The sequence below is a fragment of the Citrobacter sp. Cf132 genome (assembly GCF_030333885.1).
Lineage (GTDB): Bacteria > Pseudomonadota > Gammaproteobacteria > Enterobacterales > Enterobacteriaceae > Citrobacter > Citrobacter freundii.
Genome location: NZ_JAOWFA010000071.1, coordinates 717103 through 734783, shown reverse-complemented (window position 1 = coordinate 734783; position 17681 = coordinate 717103). Strand labels below are relative to the sequence as shown.

The following is a 17681-nucleotide window of genomic DNA, read 5'->3' as shown; positions in this document are numbered from 1 at the left end:
GCGTGCAAATTGTATGCCTGATGAGCGTAGCGCATCAGGCATAGTGGATTGCGGTTATTGTGTAAAACCGTTTTGCATACAAATCTGCGCGCTGGTTCTCAGAGTAAAGGCGACTTTGTCTGGGTACTGACTGTAATAGTTATGCTCTTCTTCCAGCCCTTTTGCCTGCGCCAGACGTACCGTTTCCAGCGAGCAGGTACGGTAGATCAGGTCTTTATTCATATTGGTCTGCTTCTCGCGCTGTTTATCTGCGGAAAGCGCCAGCCAGTTTTCGGACAGTGAGTAATCGTAGACCACCCGATTTCCTTTCGCCTGTACGTTCTCAATGGTAATAAATTCGTCGATTTTCAGTCTTGGCTGCCCACGCATTTTTTTCTTATCTTCTGCGGCGGCGTATTGGGCCAGCGCATGAATATCCATACTGGCTATTTTCTGTTTATAAGCATCTACATAGGCGGTAGGTTGCTGATAATGCTGAGCGTAAGCGTTTCTTAATTCCCCGTCACTCATCGTACAACCTGCCAGAAACAGAGGTAATAGCAGTGCCAGTTTTATTTTAGTCATGATGTTATCCCGTTCATTATTTTGATCCCAGTCGCCCATAACAAAATAGAAAAATTATTACGGATGATATTTAAGGTTGTATAAACGAGAGCACGATGGCACAAGTTCAATTGTCTTAAAATGGCAGGACAGACGGGAAACCCTGCCAGAATTGGCAGGGTTAATGGATGAAGAGGATCAGAATTCCATTTTCACCGTGAACTGCACTTCTCGTGGGTCGCCAATCTGATTACCCAGATTATTGGTGGCAATGGATGAAGTGTAATAGGTCTTATCAAACAGGTTTTTCACATTGAGCTGCAATGTGACCGGATACTGCAGCTTCATTTTATAAGCGGCAAAGGCATCGGCGACAAAATAGCCCGGCAGATAATAGTCTGCGCCATTGGTTGCGGAACGGCGGCTCATCCCATGACCCCCACCGCCAATCGTCAGGATATTGCCCATAAAGGCATTCTGAATATCGTAGGTGAGGAATAATGAGCCGGTATGCTTCGGTACATTAGGCAGCGACTTACCTTTGTAATCAGGATCTTCCGTCACTTTCGCGGCGGTATAACCGTAACTGGCGATGATATTGGTGTTGGTGGTCAACGAACCGGCGACATCCACTTCCACACCTTGTGAACGCACGCGACCCGCAGTTTTCGCCACAGTTTCGCCATTGATCATTTCGTTGTACAGCACATTGCGTTTATCAATATCAAACAGGGCAATATTGGCGGTGATACCGTCAAAGATATCGAATTTTGCCCCCACTTCATAAGCCGTTGAGGTTTCAGGTGGCAATTCGCCAATATAACTGGCGATAGAATATTGCGGCATGAAGGATCGCGACACGTTACCGAACAGCGATACCGACGGCGTCAGTTTGTACACCATACCGAATTTGGGCACCCACTGTTGGTCGGTACTGTCGGTGTTGACGTTGAACGGACGGCCTTTGCCAGCGTATTCGGTGTAGTACTGATAACGCATCCCGGCGACGGCGATCCATTTATCGGTCAGGTACAGCGCGTCCTGCACATACGCAGAATAGCTCTCTTGTTGAATAGTCTGATCGCTATCAGCGGCAGAAACGTTAGTACATTTACCCAACGTACCGTAGACAGGATTATAAATATTGAACCCTTTTACGTTCTTGCAGCGGATCATGTCGGTGCGTAGCAGATCGTAGTTCTCATAAGAGATGCCGGTGAGGATCTCGTTATAAAAGCCAGCGATATCGACGTTGCCCTGTAAATCGGCACGTGTGGCGTGCATGCGCTGGGTGGAACCTTGAGTGGCATCAACACGGCGGGTCAGATTTCCGCTTGCAGAATCATAAGCCATCACGCGAGCCTGATTATCGCTGTATTTATCCTGACTAAAGCTGTAGTCGAATTTCGCTGTCCATTCGCTGTTGAAACGGTATTCGGCATTCAGCTGCGCCAGATCCGATTCGCCATCGGTGATATTAAACGGCTCATCAAAACGGGTTTTGCGATCCACATTCACCGCGTGTTTGGTGTTGAGATCGAAAATGGTGCCGCGATCGAACGGGGCTTTATAGTCGCGATGTGAATAGAGCACGTTGACGGTGGCCTTGTCGCCAAACCAGGTAAGGGACGGGGAGATGAAGCTGCTCTGATAGGTGCCGAAGTTACGCCAGTAATCCTCATGCTGATATTCGCCAATCAGGCGATAGGCTAACTGAGTGCCTTCAATCGGCCCGGTCACGTCAAACTGCCCTGTGCCGCCGCCAAAGCTGCTGGAGGTTACTGAAATCGACCCGCCAAACTGCGTTTCCGGACGTTTGGTGACGACATTAATCAGGCCGCCGGGATCGAGAATCCCATACAGGGTTGAGGCCGGGCCTTTCAGCACCTCCACGCGTGAGGTGGCGGCGTTAAAGCTGCGCGGCAACACGGTTTTCAGACCATTGGTCATCACCGAGCCGTCACGGTTTGCGCCGAAGCCACGGCGGACAAACGCATCCTGTGTGCCACCTAATGTGTTGGTTTGCACGACGTTACTAACGTTATACAGCGCTTCGTCCAGCGTCGTGACATGCTGATCTTCCAGAACTTTATCGCTGACAGTGTTCACCACTTGTGGGATATCCAACAATGGCATGGATGTCAGCGTCGCGGTGGACGAACTCAGCGGTTGATAACCCGATGTTACGGCCTGATCGGCAGACGATGCATCTGCCCGAACGGTGATGGTATCTTCTCCTTTAGGCGGAGTCGTCTCTTTCTCCGCTGCAAATACCGCAGGTGTTGTTGTCATGCCCAGAAAGAGAGCAGAGCACAATGCCCGCCCTTTCATCCCCGAAAAGTAAGTCGTTAACTCAGCCATTATTTTATTTATTCCGCAAAAGACCCTGCCAAAAATGGGCAGGGAAACAAGTTGATTCAATTCATTGCCCGGCTTGCCAGCCCTGCATTTATCCATCTGTAAGCCAGCGTTACTGGCGTCAGACGTGTAATTGAGAATCATTCAATCATGGGTGTTTGTAGTAGTAAACGTAAAAATGAAAAAGAAACTACAAGCGATTTGACGCAATTTAACCGTCGTTTTTTTAAGGGTATTTAATTTTCAATGTATTGAAAAAGAATGGTTTTTATTGATTTTTTAGCGTTTTTTATTTGTGCTTTAGTTGTTGGCGACAGGTGATGTAACTACAGGGTGTAATTGCTTGACTACTACAGTGCAAGCCAGCAAGATCACAAAGAGAATGAGTTTTATTTTTATTTAGAGAGTTACGCATGCAGGCTTTGCCATGCGGCGGCGCAGGAGTGAACATGCCACAGCATGTGGAAAATACCGCCCACAGAACGGGCATTGAACTACAACAGCTTTCTGCGGGTTATCGCCATAACACCATTGTCCACGATATCTGTCTCACTATTCCGCAAGGCAAAATGACGGTACTGGTGGGGGCGAACGGCTCGGGTAAATCAACGTTGTTAAGCACTATCGCCCGTATGTTGAAACCGCACGGTGGCAGCGTATTGCTGGATGGCAAAGCCATTTATCAACAGCCTACCAAAGCGGTTTCACGCCAGCTCGGCATCCTGCCGCAATCCCCATTGGTGCCCGAAGGACTTACCGTTTTCGAACTGGTATCGCGTGGGCGTTTTCCCTGGCAGAACATGCTTTCGCAATGGACGGACGATGACGAACGCGCCGTGGAGCAGGCACTCCAGTTAACCGGAACTGCTGATTTTGCGCATTTGCCGGTAGAGAGCCTTTCCGGTGGGCAACGTCAGCGCTGCTGGATTGCGATGGCGCTGGCACAGCAAACGCCGGTCATCTTGTTGGATGAGCCGACTACGTTTCTCGATCTGCGCTATCAGGTGGAGATCCTCGAACTGTTGCATTCACTGACTCGCCATCATGGCCGTACTGTGGTTGTGGTCCTGCATGACCTGAATTTTGCCGTGAATTACGGGGACATGCTGGTGTTCCTCAAACAGGGGACGTTGCAGGGCGTCGTGCATGATGGCGAAAACTGCACGCCCGAGTTGATTAAGCACGTGTTTGACGTCGACGTGCAGATGTCGGTGAATCCTCTCACCGGCAAACCGTTCTTTATGCCGTTCCGCGCGCCGGGCGGGCAAGAGCAATGACGGTCATGGCAAGCACACTGGCTCGTCGCCGTGGCCGGATTATGCTGGCGTTCCCCGTGTTAACGCTGCTGTTGTGTGTTCTGGCAGTGGTGCATCTGGGTGTGGGCGCACGCACTATCAGCCCGCAGACCGTCGTGCAGGCGCTGTTCCACTTTGACGCGAAAAATTTCGACCACCGGATTATTGTCTCCTTACGTCTGCTGCGCATGACGGCGGCGATGCTGGTCGGCGCGGCGTTAGGTGTTGCGGGGGTTCTGTTGCAGGTGTTGATTCGTAATCCGCTGGGAGAACCGCATATTCTGGGGCTGAATGCCGGTGCGGCGTTTGTCGTTGTGTTGTGCACCGCGCTTGGCGTGACGGGGGTAAGCCAGCCATTGCTGGCGGCAGGCGGTGCTGCGGCACTCTTTTCGTTGGTGATGGCGCTTGCATCTGCCGGGCGCGGTGGCTTAACGCCGCTGAAGGTCACGCTGTGCGGCGTGGCGCTGTCGGCCATGGTGTCATCGCTTACTGCGGCCATCCTGATTCTGGATGAACAAACCCTGTTGGCAATGCGCACCTGGCTGGTGGGTGATCTCGCGGGTCTGCGTTGGGAAAGTGTCAAAAGTGCCGTTCCCCCGTCGCTTGCCGGTATGGTGCTGGCGATCGCTATCGCGCCGGGCCTGAATATTCTGGCTCTCGGCGACCGTATGGCCTGTGGGTTAGGGGTGAACATTCTGCGCATACGCTTGCTGGCGATGATCGCCATTGCGCTGTTGTGCGGTGCGGCAGTTTCTGTCGTGGGGCCGCTGGGATTTATCGGCCTGTTAGTGCCTAACGTTACCCGCCGTCTGGTAACAAAAGATATTCGTCAGATGCTACCGACGTCGACATTGCTGGGCGCGGCGCTGCTGCTGCTGGCGGATATTGCCGCCCGCACGGTGCTGGCTCCGCAGGAGCTGGCTACAGGGATCATGACCGCCCTGGTGGGCGCACCGGCGTTTATTTTCATTGCGTCGAGGTTTTTGAAATGAACGATATGCTGCAACGTGCAGGGCTTCGTGCATGGCGGGTGGGTGGATTTTCTCGTGTCATTCGTCCCAAAACCGTGCTGTACAGCCTCAGCCTGACGGTGCTGGCAATCGCATTACTGCTGTTTGGCGTGATGCAGGGGTCGCTCCCGGTTCCGGCTTCCGCTATCGGACGGGCGGTGTTTGACCCTCAGGCGTTGACGGCTCAGCAACAGTATGTCGTTTGGGATGTACGACTGCCTCGACTGCTGATGGCGCTTCTGTGCGGGGCGATGCTCGGATTGGCAGGGGCGGCGATGCAATCTATCACCCGCAACGGGTTGGCCGATCCCGGGCTCATCGGTGTCAAAGAAGGGAGTTGCGTGGTGGTACTGGCCCTGGTGCTGCTTTTCCCGTCAGCAAGTCTGGTTTGGCGGCCCCTGGCGGGAATGGCCGGCGGCGCACTGGTCGCCACACTGGTGATGCTGCTGGCCCGTGATTTCTCCCGGCCTCGCTTTGTGTTGATAGGCATTGGCGTGTCGTGGTTCTTTGCCGCGGGAATGGGCGTATTTATGACCACCGCCGATGTCCGTGACGTACAGACTGCACTGGTCTGGCTGGCGGGGAGCCTTCATGCCGCCACCTGGCCACTGCTGCTGGTGGCACTGGTCTGGACGTTGCCTGCGGCCATCATCTTATTTGCCACGGCGCGCGCTTCGGATGTGGCGCTACTTGGCAATGCGACGGCAACGGGGCTAGGAGTCCATTTACCCCGACTGGCGTTGTTGCGTTTTCTCGCGCCGGTTGTACTCACCGCCGCCAGTGTTGCCTGCGTGGGCAGCCTCGGTTTTGTCGGGTTGATGGCGCCACACATGGCACGATTCTGGCTGCGTGGCGGACAAACAGCGCTGCTGTGGGGAAGTGCGTTGATCGGTGCGTTGCTGGTGCTGGTCACCGATACCGTGGGTCGTCTGGCGTTTGCACCACTGCAAATCCCCGCCGGGATCGTCATTGCCCTGGTCGGTGGACCGTTCTTTTTGCTGTTGCTCTGGCGTCGCCGGGATCGTTTGTAATTGTTAAGAGGGTATATGCGTTTAATCTTTTCATTGCTGCTGCTGGTCGGCTGCACCGTCCAGGCGGCGGAGCCTGTTCAGTCATTTACTGACGATCTCGGGCGAGTGGTGAACGTGCCGCTGCATCCGCAGCGTATTGTGTCATTGCACGATCTCGACATCACTATTCCGCTGATCGAACTTGGCGTGCCTCCGGTGGCCAGTCATGGCCGAACGCGCCCGGATGGCAGCCATTTTTTACGCTCCGGCGTGCTGCTGACCGGCGTGGATTTTGATAATTCGAACATGACGTATATCGGTACGGCAGACATTGATATTGAAGCCATTGTGGCGGCAAAACCGGATTTAATTATCACCGAACCCAGCCGTAACACGCCGATTGAGCAACTGGAAAAAATAGCGCCGACGGTCAGCATCGATCATCTTGATGGCGGTGCGCCGGAAATCTACCGCAAGCTGGCGCAGCTTACCGGTACGCAGAACCGGCTGGCATTGCTGGAACGGCGCTACCGTGAAGAAATAGCCCAGCTCAAGCGGACGGTCGATACGCAGCACATCTCTGTGGCGGTAATACAGGCCAATCAGGGCAAAATCAATGCGTTGCACACCTATCATTCCCTGGGGCGAGTTTTACGCGATGCTGGTTTCACTTTCCCGAAGATTATCGACAGTATTCCGCCGGGTGGGCGCATTGATGTCAGTGCGGAACGTCTGCCTGAACTGGATGCCGATTTTGTCTTCGCGACCTGGCGTGGCGATACCGGCGGTAAACCGCAGGATGAAATCGCGGCGATGGATGCGGTGATGCCTGGCTGGTGTGAGTTCCTGACCGCCTGCCAGCGCGGACATTACGTTTTACTCTCCCGTGAAGAGGCGATATCTAATTCCTATGCCTCGCTCAGTCTGATGGTGGCGCAGGTGCAAACGCACATCGCCGGACGATGGCTACCGGAGGCTAAATAACCATGCTGACGGCGAAAAAAGCCAAAAACCGTATTGATGTCTATGGTGACCGTTTTCGCGCCCGGGCGCATTTACTCTCGCCACGTATGCAGGCCGTGGCGCGTTATATCAACGAAAACCGCGAAGTGGTGCTGGAGTTTACAGCGATAGAAATCGCTGCCGCCACGCAAACATCTGACGCGACGGTGGTCAGGGCAATTCAGGCGCTGGGGTTTGCCGGGTTGCGCGATTTAAAGCAGACCATTGAACACTGGTTTGGCCCTGGCGTGACCTCAGAAGAGAAGATGACCACCACGGTGAATACGCTCTCTTGCGATGTTAATTCCAGTATTGATTTTGTCTTGCAGGGGCATCAGCGTACCTGTGAAGCGCTTTCTACACCGCAAAACCGCTATGCAATTGCCCAGGCGGTGGCATTACTGGTAGAAGCCCGTCAGGTGGGAATTTTTGGTATTGGCGCATCCGGCGTATTGGCGGATTATACCGTTCGTCTGCTCAGCCGTATTGGCCTGCCTGCGGTAGCATTTAATCGCACCGGGATTAACCTCGCGGAGCAACTGATCGCATTGCAGCGTGGAGATGTGCTGATCATGATGGCGCAGAAATCTCCGCACCGGGAAGGGCTGACGACCATTCGCGAGGCCAGGCGGTTGGGTGTCCCGGTTATTTTACTGACGAACGCGCTGGACTCCCGTTTTAGTAAAGAAGCGGATGTGGTGATTAACGTGCCGCGCGGCGGCGAGAATGGGAAAATGCCGCTCCACGGTACGGTGCTGGTGTGTCTGGAAATGATTGTGCTGTCTGTCGCTTCCACTGCGCCGCAGCGATCAATTAAATCCGTGAAGCGGATTAACGAACTGTATCGGGGCATTGGTAAATCCGGGGCGAAGAAATAAACCGGTGATATCCGCTGTGTAGGCCGGGTAGGGTGTTGTCGCCACCCGGCATAAATGCAGACAGTTCAAACCATTAATGGCCGATCATTCTGGCCTTCGGGATCAACTGGAAATACATATGATCCGGCACCGGCGTCTGCCAGACGTTGGCGTACACCGCATAACCTACGGCGGCAAACAGAATACCAAGCACCAGTAGCGCCATGGCAACACCTGACATCGTCCTCTGACGCCATAACGATTTACCACCGTTGCCTTGTGCGCCAGGCGGAGTCTGCAGTGAAAAGCTCAGCGTTGAGGCTACCGGGCAGGATTCAACGCAGGTCATGCAGCCAGTGCATTCCACGGTACGCACCTTAATCAGTCTGTCGACCGGGATATTCGACGGGCAGTTTTTCGCGCATTTTCCGCAGTCGATGCAACTGTCTGCGTTACGGCGGATTTTAAACGGCGAGAATAGCGAGAACAGGCCGAGCAGCGCGCCATAAGGGCACAGATAGCGGCACCAGGCATTGCGAATAAACAGGCTCAGGACGCTGATAACGACAACAAAGATGAGCGTAGCGGGGCCAATATGGCGAAAGAAATCGAGCATCTTCACGTCGATAATCATGCCATAGGCCGACATTAGAAAATACTGAATCCCCTGTGCAGGCATCGACAGGGCGATATACAAAAAGAAACTCAGCAACAGATACTTCAGACTGAGCAGCGGGATATCCAGCCAGCGGGGCAGCGTGAAGTTGCGACCAAAGACTTTTTTCCCCAGATTGCCGAGCAGTTCGGACAGTGTGCCCACCGGACATAACCACGAACAGAAGGCTTTTTTTAACAACAGACTAATAAGGATAAACGCAACTAACAGTAGCATGGAGGCGGCATGGATGGGAGGAAGAAAACCAGTTTCCAGCGTATAGCGGATATTCATCAAACCCGCGATCGGTAGCCATCCCTCAATACCACCAGGCCTTGGAATATAGACGCTGGTGCCGGCGGTTTCGAAATAGCGGACCCAGTAATAGAACGTTACGCCAATATAAATATTAATAGTCAGCAGGAGAAACTGGGTGGCTTTTCGCCAGCTGCTGGCATTGCGCCAGTTATTCCACGGCAGTTTGCCTCCGATCGTGCCAGGACGGCGCTGCCAGCGCGTTCTCTTCTTCCCATTCATGATTTTATACTATCCCTCATATTTCCCCTTCTGTATTCAGAAGGCGTTATCACCGGGATATGCTAGCGCCATTTAGATTTGGTGTATTTGATTTGCATCTTATTACGTGGCTGTTATTTTCATCATGCAAATATACTTGAATAAAAATAACAGCTCGATATTTATCGCAAGCCAGATAAATACCCTGAACGGGGTATTTATTTCTCTGCAAGGCAATGGTTATTCCTGATAAATCTCAACGCGGTCGCGACCATTACTTTTTGCCAGATAAAGTGCGCGATCGGCTTTATCAACCAGCTGTTTGTAGTCGGGATGATAATCATATTCGGCAATACCGATACTGACGGTAATAGAAAACGTTTCTGTCGCAGAGGCTGCCATGCGCATCCCTGCAATTTTCATGCGCAGTGTTTCCAGAATAATACTGGCCTGCGATTCATCTGACTCGACGAGCAGAATCATAAATTCTTCACCACCGTAGCGGAACACGTAATCGCTGCTACGGATATGATCATGAATGACCGCTGCGACATTTTTGAGCGTCAGATCGCCGGTATTATGTCCGAAGTTATCGTTAATTTGCTTGAAGTAGTCGATATCCAGCATCGCCAGGCTAAAAGGCTTACGCGCATGTAACGCCAGCGAGATTTCACGTCGCATGATGGTCGGAATAAAGCGGCGATTAAGCAACTGGGTCAACGAATCTTTACCATTTTCCTGCTTAACCAGCGCCTCAAACATTGAAGCGAGCAGGAAATGGATTTTTGCCGACAGCTGGCGAACATCCTGTAATAAGCTCATCCGCTCGGGTTCTGTCGGCTGATGCTGAGGTGACAGGGTTGTCGTCAGACGGGTGTCGATCTCTGCAATCAGTGATTCCATTTCTTTGAGCAAATTGCTGTTGCCAAGAATATGTTTTCCCTTATGTGAGAACCACATACCAAAATCAGAGTTCGCCAGAAACACCATTTCACCGAAAGGCATTCCGGTGGCAATGTTATAGATAAACTGGTTTTCCCAGTCGGTAAACGAACGGATTTGCCGTTCGCGCTCGACGTTAACGTCATCGTAAATAGTCTGCAGACGATACTGTTCCTGTGTATGTAGGGAGTTTTGGTAGCTTGGGGAATAGGAGACGGTCATGGCCTCCAGCGCAGTATCCATTGCCAGACTGCTAAAACAGATAGCCCTGCTCAGCAGGGAAGACGAGTCGTCAGCTTTGGTTTTCAACACCCGATACAGCTCATCTTTGAGCTTACGCGCACCGCGGTTCACCAGATCGATGGGCAGACCGATACGGGCATGCACTACGCCAATTTTGCGTTGTTTGGCCAGCAACTGTGAGAGATCTTCGTGCGCGCTGCCGAGCACGCTGCGTAACCAGTCAAACATACTGCCGCTGAGGCGGGTACTGACCTGTTCCGTATTGAGGAACAATGCACTTTGGGCATGGGAGAGCATATAGTCATAAAAAACGGTCACTAAATGGTGGATCTCTTCATCGCTTAACGATGTGAGGAGCGTGTGAACGTCAGGCGATGTTTGTCGTATCAGTGCCTGCCATTCTGTAAGGAGTAATGTGTCGTTTTCCGGTTCAATCTGTTCCATCTCGCTGCCACTCAACGTGCGATTAAAAATTCAGGCAGTATTACGGACAATTACCTCACGATGGTCAAGTTAAACTCTCTTATCGATGGCTAATACCCTCATAAATAAGCCTGAGCGCGAAGACACCTATTATTGCGCCAATGACTCGGCTGGCAACGCGTTGGATGCGGCCATATGCACGGCGTACAGCGGGTAACGAAAATGCCTGGCTGAGAAAAATACGCCAGATAACGGAAGACAATACAATACCTGCCCAGGCCATCAGCCTGGCCCACGTAGGTGTGTCTGCGCTTAAGGTGACCGAGAAGATACTAATAAAAAACAGTACGGTTTGTGGGTTCGATAAATCCGTTAGTAATCCTCGGCGGAAAAATACATACCAGGGGGCGGAAATCGGCTGCTGTAGCGTGGGCATTTGTGGCGTGGCCTGATGGCGGATGCTGTTCCAGGCAAACCACAGCAGATAGACGCCGCCGACAATCTTAATCAATGAAAATATCTCTTCACACTGGGTGATTAGCGTTGCCATACCAAAAAGCCCAAGGCCGGAGTAAAACGCATCACCTAAGGCGACCCCCAGACCGGTCATCACACCTGCGCGTCGTCCGGATGCCAGGCTAGTTTGTACCACTACGAACAGATTTGCGCCGGGGTTAAAAAAGGTTAAAACAAACAGGCTAACAGTGAGCATGACGGCGTGTAGCGGTTCCATAGGCAACCATTCCTCAAATATTCATAAAGTTAACACTATAATTTCAGCGAGCTGGCTGTTCTGAGGATCAACTCACACTGGCTATTGAAACTTTGATCTGGTTGATGTGCTGATACTCGACGGCCGGTTTTTCTGCGCTGCAAAATTTCTATATATTTCTGCTGAGTGTGGATTTTTTATCCAGGCTGGACTAGTTATTAATCATCCTTGAATCGCGTTATCTCATGTTCAGGGATCGATGATGGCGTCATAACAAAACCTGGAGCTGGTCTATGAAAACTGGAATTAAAGTACTTATTGGTGCGTTAGCTTTTGTCGTGACCAACGCATATGCCGCGGAGTTTATGACAAAGCTTGAGTTTGAAAAGGTTGAGTCGCAGTACACAAAAATCGGTGATATCTCAACGAGTAATGAAGTTTCTGTCGCAGATGCCAAAGAAGAACTGCTGAAGAAAGCCGAAGAGAAAGGTGCCGATGTTGTGGTATTAACTTCCGGTCAAACGGATAATAAAATCCATGGCACAGCCAATATCTACAAGAAAAAATAATACGCTGCTGTAAAAATCACGATTCCCGTCGGTCATTGTACCGGCGGGTTTTCTTTTAATCGGCGCCAGAACGTGGTTCTGCTAATTCCGAGATAGCGTGCCGCCGCGGTTTTATCACCATTGAATTGTGCCAACACCTGCTGCGGCGTCAGCAATGACGATGATTGTGGTGAGTCTGCAACAATGGCCAGTTCTGGTAATAGCTGTTGTAAAAAATCCACATTCAGCTCCGGCTGCGGCTCGACGCTTAAAAATAGCGCCAGGCGCTCCATCATATTACGCAGTTCGCGGATATTCCCCGGCCAGCCATAATTCAGTAACGTCGACTGACTTAAACCCAGCCCCTTGCGTACTGGCTCAGAAAACGGCACATCCAGTTCCGCCAGCGACTGTTTTAAAAAACCTTCCGCCAGCGGCAGGATATCGGGCAACCGCTCGCGTAGCGGCGGCAGCTTGAGGCGTAAAATGCTCAGGCGATAAAACAGATCGGTACGAAACTCCCCCTGTTTCATCTCCTGCTCCAGATTACAGTGTGTGGCGCTAATCACCCGGACATCGACCGGAATAGGCTGATGCCCACCGACTCGGGTGACCTCTTTTTCTTCCAGTACGCGCAGCAGCCGGGTTTGTAACGGCAGCGGCATCTCGCCTATCTCATCAAGAAAAAGGGTTCCGCCATGAGCAATTTCAAACAGGCCCGCGCGTCCTCCCCGACGAGAGCCGGTAAAGGCACCATCTTCATAGCCGAACAGCTCCGCTTCCAGCAATGATTCGGTGATTGCTCCGCAGTTGACGGCAACAAACGGCGGCGAGGGTTTACCGCGCCGATTCTCCTGACGAGTGAAAAACTCACGGTGAATGGCCTGTGCCGCCAGCTCTTTGCCCGTACCGGTTTCACCCTGAATTAGCACCGGCGCACGCGAGCGGGCGTAGAGCATAATGGTGTGTCGCACCTGTTCCATCTGCGCAGAATGACCGCGCATATCACCGAGCGCGTAGCGGGTGCGTAACGTATCGCCAGAAGCGTACTGACCGTTTCTACGCAGCGTCAGGCGGGTCATATCAAGCGCATCGACAAAGGCCTGGCGCACGGTGGCCGCCGAATAGATAAAGATGCCGGTCATACCTGCTTCTTCTGCCAGATCGGTAATCAATCCCGCACCAACTACCGCCTGCGTGCCGCCGGCCTTCAGTTCGTTGATTTGCCCGCGGGCATCTTCCTCGGTGATATAGCTGCGCTGTTCAAGCTGCAAATTAAAGGTTTTTTGAAAGGCGAGAAGCGCAGGAATGGTTTCCTGATAGGTAATGACGCCAATCGACGAGGTGAGCTTTCCTGCTTTTGCCAGCGCCTGTAGCACGTCAAATCCGCTGGGTTTAATCAGGATCACCGGGATCGATAAACGGCTTTTCAGATACGCCCCGTTGGAGCCCGCCGCAATAATGGCATCACAACGCTCGGTAGCCAGTTTTTTGCGGATATACGCCACCGCTTTTTCGAAACCAAGCTGAATGGGGGTGATGGTCGCCAGGTGGTCGAACTCCAGGCTGATGTCGCGAAACAGTTCGAACAGGCGCGTGACAGAAACCGTCCAGATAACCGGTTTGTCGTCGTTCACCCGCGGTGGAAGATGCGTATCAGCCATAACTAACCCAAAAAGTAAGGAACCGAGTATTAGGGTTTAGTTGTGTTTCATAAATGTTGCAATGAAACATGAAGGAACGTTTCATGAAACGATAGCTGACACGCTTTTGTGCAATAAAGATACAGTAACTTATATTAATGTATTGTTTTTTAAGGGAAATATATAAAATAATTAAAAATTAAGGTCTTTGGCATACCCCTTGCTTTAAGTAAATCAACGAATGCTAACAAGTTGATAACAAGAGGACGGGATATGTCTCTACACTCCCCAGGGCTGGCGTTTCGCGCCGCGCTCAGCAAAGAAAATCCATTACAAATCGTGGGCACCATCAACGCCAATCACGCTCTGCTGGCCCAACGTGCCGGGTATCAGGCGATTTATCTCTCCGGCGGCGGCGTCGCGGCAGGGTCTCTGGGTCTGCCGGATCTTGGTATTTCTACCCTTGATGATGTGCTGACCGATATTCGTCGCATTACGGATGTTTGCCCGCTGCCCTTGCTGGTGGATGCGGATATCGGGTTTGGATCGTCAGCGTTCAACGTGGCGCGTACCGTGAAGTCGATTTCCAAAGCGGGTGCTGCAGCGCTGCATATTGAAGATCAGATCGGCGCTAAGCGCTGCGGCCATCGCCCGAACAAAGCGATCGTCTCTAAAGAAGAGATGGTCGACAGGATCCGCGCCGCGGTGGATGCACGTACCGATCCCAACTTTGTCATCATGGCGCGGACCGATGCGCTGGCGGTGGAAGGGTTAGAGGCAGCCATCGATCGTGCCCAGGCGTACGTCGAAGCAGGCGCGGACATGCTGTTTCCGGAAGCCATCACCGAGCTTGCGATGTACCGCCAGTTTGCCGACGCGGTGCAGGTGCCGATCCTCGCCAACATTACCGAATTTGGCGCTACGCCGCTGTTCACCACCGATGAACTGCGAAGCGCAAACGTCGCGATGGCGCTGTATCCGCTGTCGGCTTTCCGCGCTATGAACCGCGCTGCGGAAAAGGTTTACAACGTGCTGCGTCAGGAAGGAACGCAAAAGAGCGTGATCGACATTATGCAGACGCGCAACGAACTGTACGAAAGCATCAATTATTACCAGTTCGAAGAGAAACTCGACGCGCTGTATAGCAAAAAGTAACCGTCGTAGGCCGGATAAGGCACAGCCGCCATCCGGCAATAAATTTGTACCCTACATATTATAAAAATGACGAGGACAACATGAGCGACACAACGATCCTGCAAAATAGTACCCATGTCATTAAACCTAAAAAATCGGTTGCGCTGTCAGGCGTTGCCGCCGGAAATACCGCGCTGTGTACCGTAGGCAAAAGCGGTAACGACCTGCACTATCGCGGCTACGATATTCTCGACCTGGCGCAGCAGTGCGAATTTGAAGAAGTCGCGCATCTGCTGATCCACGGGAAATTACCCACCCGCGATGAACTCACCGCCTATAAAAGCAAACTCAAAGCGCTGCGCGGACTGCCCGCTAACGTACGCACCGTGCTGGAAGCTTTGCCTGCTGCCTCGCATCCGATGGATGTGATGCGCACCGGCGTCTCCGCGCTGGGCTGTACGCTGCCGGAAAAAGAAGGTCATACCGTCTCCGGCGCGCGCGATATTGCCGACAAGCTACTGGCATCGCTCAGTTCAATCCTTTTGTACTGGTATCACTACAGCCATAACGGCGAGCGTATTCAGCCGGAAACTGACGATGATTCCATTGGCGGTCACTTCCTGCACCTGCTGCATGGCGAAAAGCCTTCGCGAAGCTGGGAAAAAGCGATGCATATTTCGCTGGTGCTGTACGCCGAGCACGAATTTAACGCCTCCACCTTTACCAGCCGCGTGATTGCCGGGACCGGCTCCGATATGTATTCCGCGATTATCGGCGCGATTGGCGCACTGCGTGGACCGAAACACGGCGGGGCGAATGAAGTGTCGCTGGAGATCCAACAGCGCTACGAAACGCCGGACGAAGCCGAAGCGGATATCCGTAAACGCGTGGAAAACAAAGAAGTGGTGATTGGCTTTGGTCATCCGGTTTACACCATCGCCGACCCGCGCCATCAGGTGATCAAGCGCGTGGCGAAACAGCTTTCTCAGGAAGGTGGTTCGCTGAAAATGTACAACATCGCTGACCGTCTGGAAGACGTAATGTGGGAAACAAAAAAGATGTTCCCCAACCTCGACTGGTTCTCGGCGGTCTCTTACAACATGATGGGCGTTCCCACCGAAATGTTCACCCCGCTGTTTGTCATCGCCCGCGTCACCGGCTGGGCGGCGCACATTATCGAACAGCGTCAGGACAACAAAATTATCCGTCCTTCCGCCAACTATACCGGCCCGGAAGATCGCGAATTTGTCCCGATTGAAAAACGTTGCTAATTCAAAAACCTCTAAAGATAAAAAACAGGAAATGTACCCTATGTCCGCACATATTTCGAACGTCCGCCCCGAATTTGACCGTGAAATCGTTGATATCGTTGATTACGTCATGAACTACGAGATCACCTCGAAGGTGGCGTATGACACTGCGCATTATTGCCTGCTTGATACCTTAGGCTGCGGCCTCGAAGCGCTGGAATATCCGGCCTGTAAAAAACTGCTGGGGCCGGTCGTCCCAGGTACAGTGGTACCGAACGGCGTGCGCGTACCTGGCACCCAGTTCCAGCTCGACCCGGTGCAGGCGGCGTTTAACATCGGTGCGATGATCCGCTGGCTGGACTTCAACGATACCTGGCTTGCCGCTGAGTGGGGTCATCCTTCTGATAACCTCGGCGGTATTCTGGCCACGGCTGACTGGCTGTCGCGTAATGCGGTGGCGGTGGGGAAAGCGCCATTGACCATGAAAACGGTGCTGACCGGCATGATCAAAGCTCATGAGATTCAGGGCTGTATCGCGCTGGAAAACTCGTTTAACCGTGTTGGTCTCGATCACGTCCTGCTGGTAAAAGTGGCCTCCACGGCAGTGGTCGCTGAGATGCTTGGCCTGAACCGGGATGAAATTCTCAACGCCGTGTCGCTGGCGTGGGTCGACGGCCAGTCGCTGCGTACTTATCGCCATGCACCAAATACCGGCACGCGTAAATCCTGGGCCGCAGGCGATGCGACCTCGCGCGCGGTACGTCTGGCATTGATGGCGAAAACCGGTGAGATGGGATATCCGTCTGCGCTGACGGCGAAAACCTGGGGCTTTTACGACGTCTCTTTCAAAGGCGAATCTTTCCGCTTCCAGCGCCCGTACGGCTCTTATGTGATGGAAAACGTGCTGTTTAAAATCTCCTTCCCGGCCGAGTTCCACTCGCAGACCGCGGTAGAAGCGGCCATGACGCTGTACGAGCGGTTACAGGCCGCAGGTAAGACCGCTGCCGATATCGAAAAAGTGACCATTCGTACGCACGAAGCCTGTATCCGCATCATCGATAAAAAAGGCCCGCTGAATAACCCGGCGGACAGGGATCACTGTATCCAGTATATGGTGGCCATTCCGCTGCTGTTCGGGCGCTTAACGGCGGCAGATTACGAAGACGGCGTGGCGCAGGACAAACGCATTGATGCGCTGCGCGAGAAGATCAACTGCTTCGAAGATCCGGCCTTTACCGCCGATTACCACGACCCTGAAAAACGCGCCATCGCCAACGCCATCACTCTGGAATTCACCGACGGCTCACGCTTTGAAGAAGTGGTAGTGGAATACCCAATCGGCCATGCGCGTCGTCGTACTGACGGCATGCCGAAGCTGGTCGAGAAGTTCAAAATCAACCTGGCGCGTCAGTTCCCGACCCGTCAGCAGCAGCGCATCCTGGATGTCTCCCTGGACAGAACTCGCCTGGAGCAGATGCCGGTCAATGAGTATATGGATCTCTTCATTATTTAAACCAGCGTGCAGCAAGGCGTAAGTTCA

General features: G+C 52.7%; 15 protein-coding genes. 9 read left to right on the top strand and 6 right to left on the bottom strand.

Translation table 11 applies throughout. From position 1 onward, the window contains the following. Positions 1-54: 54 nt before the first annotated feature. Together OGV85_RS24025 and OGV85_RS24020 are read right to left on the bottom strand one after the other, a co-directional pair. On the bottom strand, positions 55-564 hold the full coding sequence (locus OGV85_RS24025; protein WP_003021281.1) for a hypothetical protein: 510 nt from the start codon (positions 562-564) through the stop codon (positions 55-57). A 177-nt stretch (positions 565-741) separates the two neighbouring features. After that, positions 742-2904 carry a TonB-dependent siderophore receptor gene (locus tag OGV85_RS24020; protein ID WP_061548310.1) on the bottom strand — a complete coding sequence of 721 codons (2163 nt, stop codon included), beginning with the start codon at positions 2902-2904 and terminating at the stop codon, positions 742-744. Between the two features lie 446 nt (positions 2905-3350). Between OGV85_RS24020 and OGV85_RS24015 the strand changes: the two genes are divergently transcribed. The 5 genes from OGV85_RS24015 to OGV85_RS23995 are packed head-to-tail and all read left to right on the top strand — an operon-like array spanning position 3351 to position 8096. Further along, the gene (locus OGV85_RS24015; RefSeq protein ID WP_003021286.1) at positions 3351-4178 is read left to right on the top strand and encodes an ABC transporter ATP-binding protein; all 828 of its coding nucleotides are present in this window, start codon (positions 3351-3353) and stop codon (positions 4176-4178) included. Further along, positions 4175-5188 carry a FecCD family ABC transporter permease gene (locus tag OGV85_RS24010; RefSeq protein ID WP_061548309.1) on the top strand — a complete coding sequence of 338 codons (1014 nt, stop codon included), beginning with the start codon at positions 4175-4177 and terminating at the stop codon, positions 5186-5188. Before OGV85_RS24015 ends, OGV85_RS24010 begins: the two co-directional genes overlap by 4 nt. Further along, positions 5185-6237, top strand: coding sequence for a FecCD family ABC transporter permease (locus OGV85_RS24005; protein WP_032948629.1), 1053 nt, complete (start codon positions 5185-5187; stop codon positions 6235-6237). Before OGV85_RS24010 ends, OGV85_RS24005 begins: the two co-directional genes overlap by 4 nt. A 15-nt stretch (positions 6238-6252) precedes the next feature. Further along, positions 6253-7200: an ABC transporter substrate-binding protein gene (locus OGV85_RS24000; RefSeq protein WP_003021295.1), complete on the top strand. Its 948-nt coding sequence runs from the start codon at positions 6253-6255 to the stop codon at positions 7198-7200. A 2-nt stretch (positions 7201-7202) separates the two neighbouring features. Next, positions 7203-8096, top strand: a complete 894-nt coding sequence (locus OGV85_RS23995; RefSeq protein ID WP_003021298.1) for a MurR/RpiR family transcriptional regulator — start codon at positions 7203-7205, stop codon at positions 8094-8096. Positions 8097-8169: 73 nt separating this feature from the next. On the opposite strand, the gene OGV85_RS23990 is transcribed toward OGV85_RS23995, so the two are convergent. The 3 genes from OGV85_RS23990 to OGV85_RS23980 all read right to left on the bottom strand — a co-directional run bounded on the left by OGV85_RS23990 (position 8170) and on the right by OGV85_RS23980 (position 11587). Beyond that, positions 8170-9267, bottom strand: a complete 1098-nt coding sequence (locus tag OGV85_RS23990; RefSeq protein ID WP_061548308.1) for a 4Fe-4S binding protein — start codon at positions 9265-9267, stop codon at positions 8170-8172. A 219-nt stretch (positions 9268-9486) separates the two neighbouring features. Next, positions 9487-10875, bottom strand: coding sequence for a diguanylate cyclase (locus tag OGV85_RS23985; RefSeq protein WP_003021304.1), 1389 nt, complete (start codon positions 10873-10875; stop codon positions 9487-9489). Between the two features lie 79 nt (positions 10876-10954). After that, positions 10955-11587, bottom strand: coding sequence for a LysE family transporter (locus OGV85_RS23980; protein WP_049015752.1), 633 nt, complete (start codon positions 11585-11587; stop codon positions 10955-10957). Between the two features lie 272 nt (positions 11588-11859). Here OGV85_RS23980 and yahO point away from each other — a divergent pair, with 272 nt between their 5' ends. Then, on the top strand, positions 11860-12135 hold the full coding sequence (yahO, locus tag OGV85_RS23975) for a DUF1471 family periplasmic protein YahO (RefSeq protein ID WP_003021310.1): 276 nt from the start codon (positions 11860-11862) through the stop codon (positions 12133-12135). Positions 12136-12167: 32 nt separating this feature from the next. On the opposite strand, the gene prpR is transcribed toward yahO, so the two are convergent. After that, positions 12168-13778: a propionate catabolism operon regulatory protein PrpR gene (gene prpR / locus OGV85_RS23970; protein WP_057064069.1), complete on the bottom strand. Its 1611-nt coding sequence runs from the start codon at positions 13776-13778 to the stop codon at positions 12168-12170. Positions 13779-14030: 252 nt separating this feature from the next. Between prpR and prpB the strand changes: the two genes are divergently transcribed. The 3 genes from prpB (at position 14031) to OGV85_RS23955 (ending at position 17654) form a co-directional block, all read left to right on the top strand. Beyond that, entirely contained in the window at positions 14031-14912 is an 882-nt protein-coding gene (gene prpB / locus OGV85_RS23965) for a methylisocitrate lyase (protein ID WP_003021316.1), read from the top strand. A gap of 80 nt (positions 14913-14992) precedes the next feature. Then, positions 14993-16162 (top strand): bifunctional 2-methylcitrate synthase/citrate synthase, encoded by a 1170-nt coding sequence (gene prpC, locus OGV85_RS23960; protein ID WP_003838667.1) that lies wholly within the window; start codon positions 14993-14995, stop codon positions 16160-16162. Between the two features lie 40 nt (positions 16163-16202). Next, positions 16203-17654 carry a bifunctional 2-methylcitrate dehydratase/aconitate hydratase gene (locus tag OGV85_RS23955; protein ID WP_060855528.1) on the top strand — a complete coding sequence of 484 codons (1452 nt, stop codon included), beginning with the start codon at positions 16203-16205 and terminating at the stop codon, positions 17652-17654. Positions 17655-17681 lie beyond the last annotated feature (27 nt).

Excerpts from the sequence above, each read along its gene's own strand:
- OGV85_RS23955 (WP_060855528.1), top strand. The coding sequence starts at position 16,203 with ATGTCCGCACATATTTCGAACGTCCGCCCCGAATTTGACCGTGAAATC.
- OGV85_RS23995 (WP_003021298.1), top strand. The coding sequence starts at position 7,203 with ATGCTGACGGCGAAAAAAGCCAAAAACCGTATTGATGTCTATGGTGAC.
- OGV85_RS24000 (WP_003021295.1), top strand. The coding sequence starts at position 6,253 with ATGCGTTTAATCTTTTCATTGCTGCTGCTGGTCGGCTGCACCGTCCAG.
- prpR (WP_057064069.1), bottom strand. The coding sequence starts at position 13,778 with ATGGCTGATACGCATCTTCCACCGCGGGTGAACGACGACAAACCGGTT.
- OGV85_RS23985 (WP_003021304.1), bottom strand. The coding sequence starts at position 10,875 with ATGGAACAGATTGAACCGGAAAACGACACATTACTCCTTACAGAATGG.
- yahO (WP_003021310.1), top strand. The coding sequence starts at position 11,860 with ATGAAAACTGGAATTAAAGTACTTATTGGTGCGTTAGCTTTTGTCGTG.
- OGV85_RS24005 (WP_032948629.1), top strand. The coding sequence starts at position 5,185 with ATGAACGATATGCTGCAACGTGCAGGGCTTCGTGCATGGCGGGTGGGT.
- OGV85_RS23980 (WP_049015752.1), bottom strand. The coding sequence starts at position 11,587 with ATGGAACCGCTACACGCCGTCATGCTCACTGTTAGCCTGTTTGTTTTA.
- prpB (WP_003021316.1), top strand. The coding sequence starts at position 14,031 with ATGTCTCTACACTCCCCAGGGCTGGCGTTTCGCGCCGCGCTCAGCAAA.
- OGV85_RS23990 (WP_061548308.1), bottom strand. The coding sequence starts at position 9,267 with ATGAATGGGAAGAAGAGAACGCGCTGGCAGCGCCGTCCTGGCACGATC.
- OGV85_RS24020 (WP_061548310.1), bottom strand. The coding sequence starts at position 2,904 with ATGGCTGAGTTAACGACTTACTTTTCGGGGATGAAAGGGCGGGCATTG.
- OGV85_RS24010 (WP_061548309.1), top strand. The coding sequence starts at position 4,175 with ATGACGGTCATGGCAAGCACACTGGCTCGTCGCCGTGGCCGGATTATG.
- prpC (WP_003838667.1), top strand. The coding sequence starts at position 14,993 with ATGAGCGACACAACGATCCTGCAAAATAGTACCCATGTCATTAAACCT.
- OGV85_RS24015 (WP_003021286.1), top strand. The coding sequence starts at position 3,351 with ATGCCACAGCATGTGGAAAATACCGCCCACAGAACGGGCATTGAACTA.
- OGV85_RS24025 (WP_003021281.1), bottom strand. The coding sequence starts at position 564 with ATGACTAAAATAAAACTGGCACTGCTATTACCTCTGTTTCTGGCAGGT.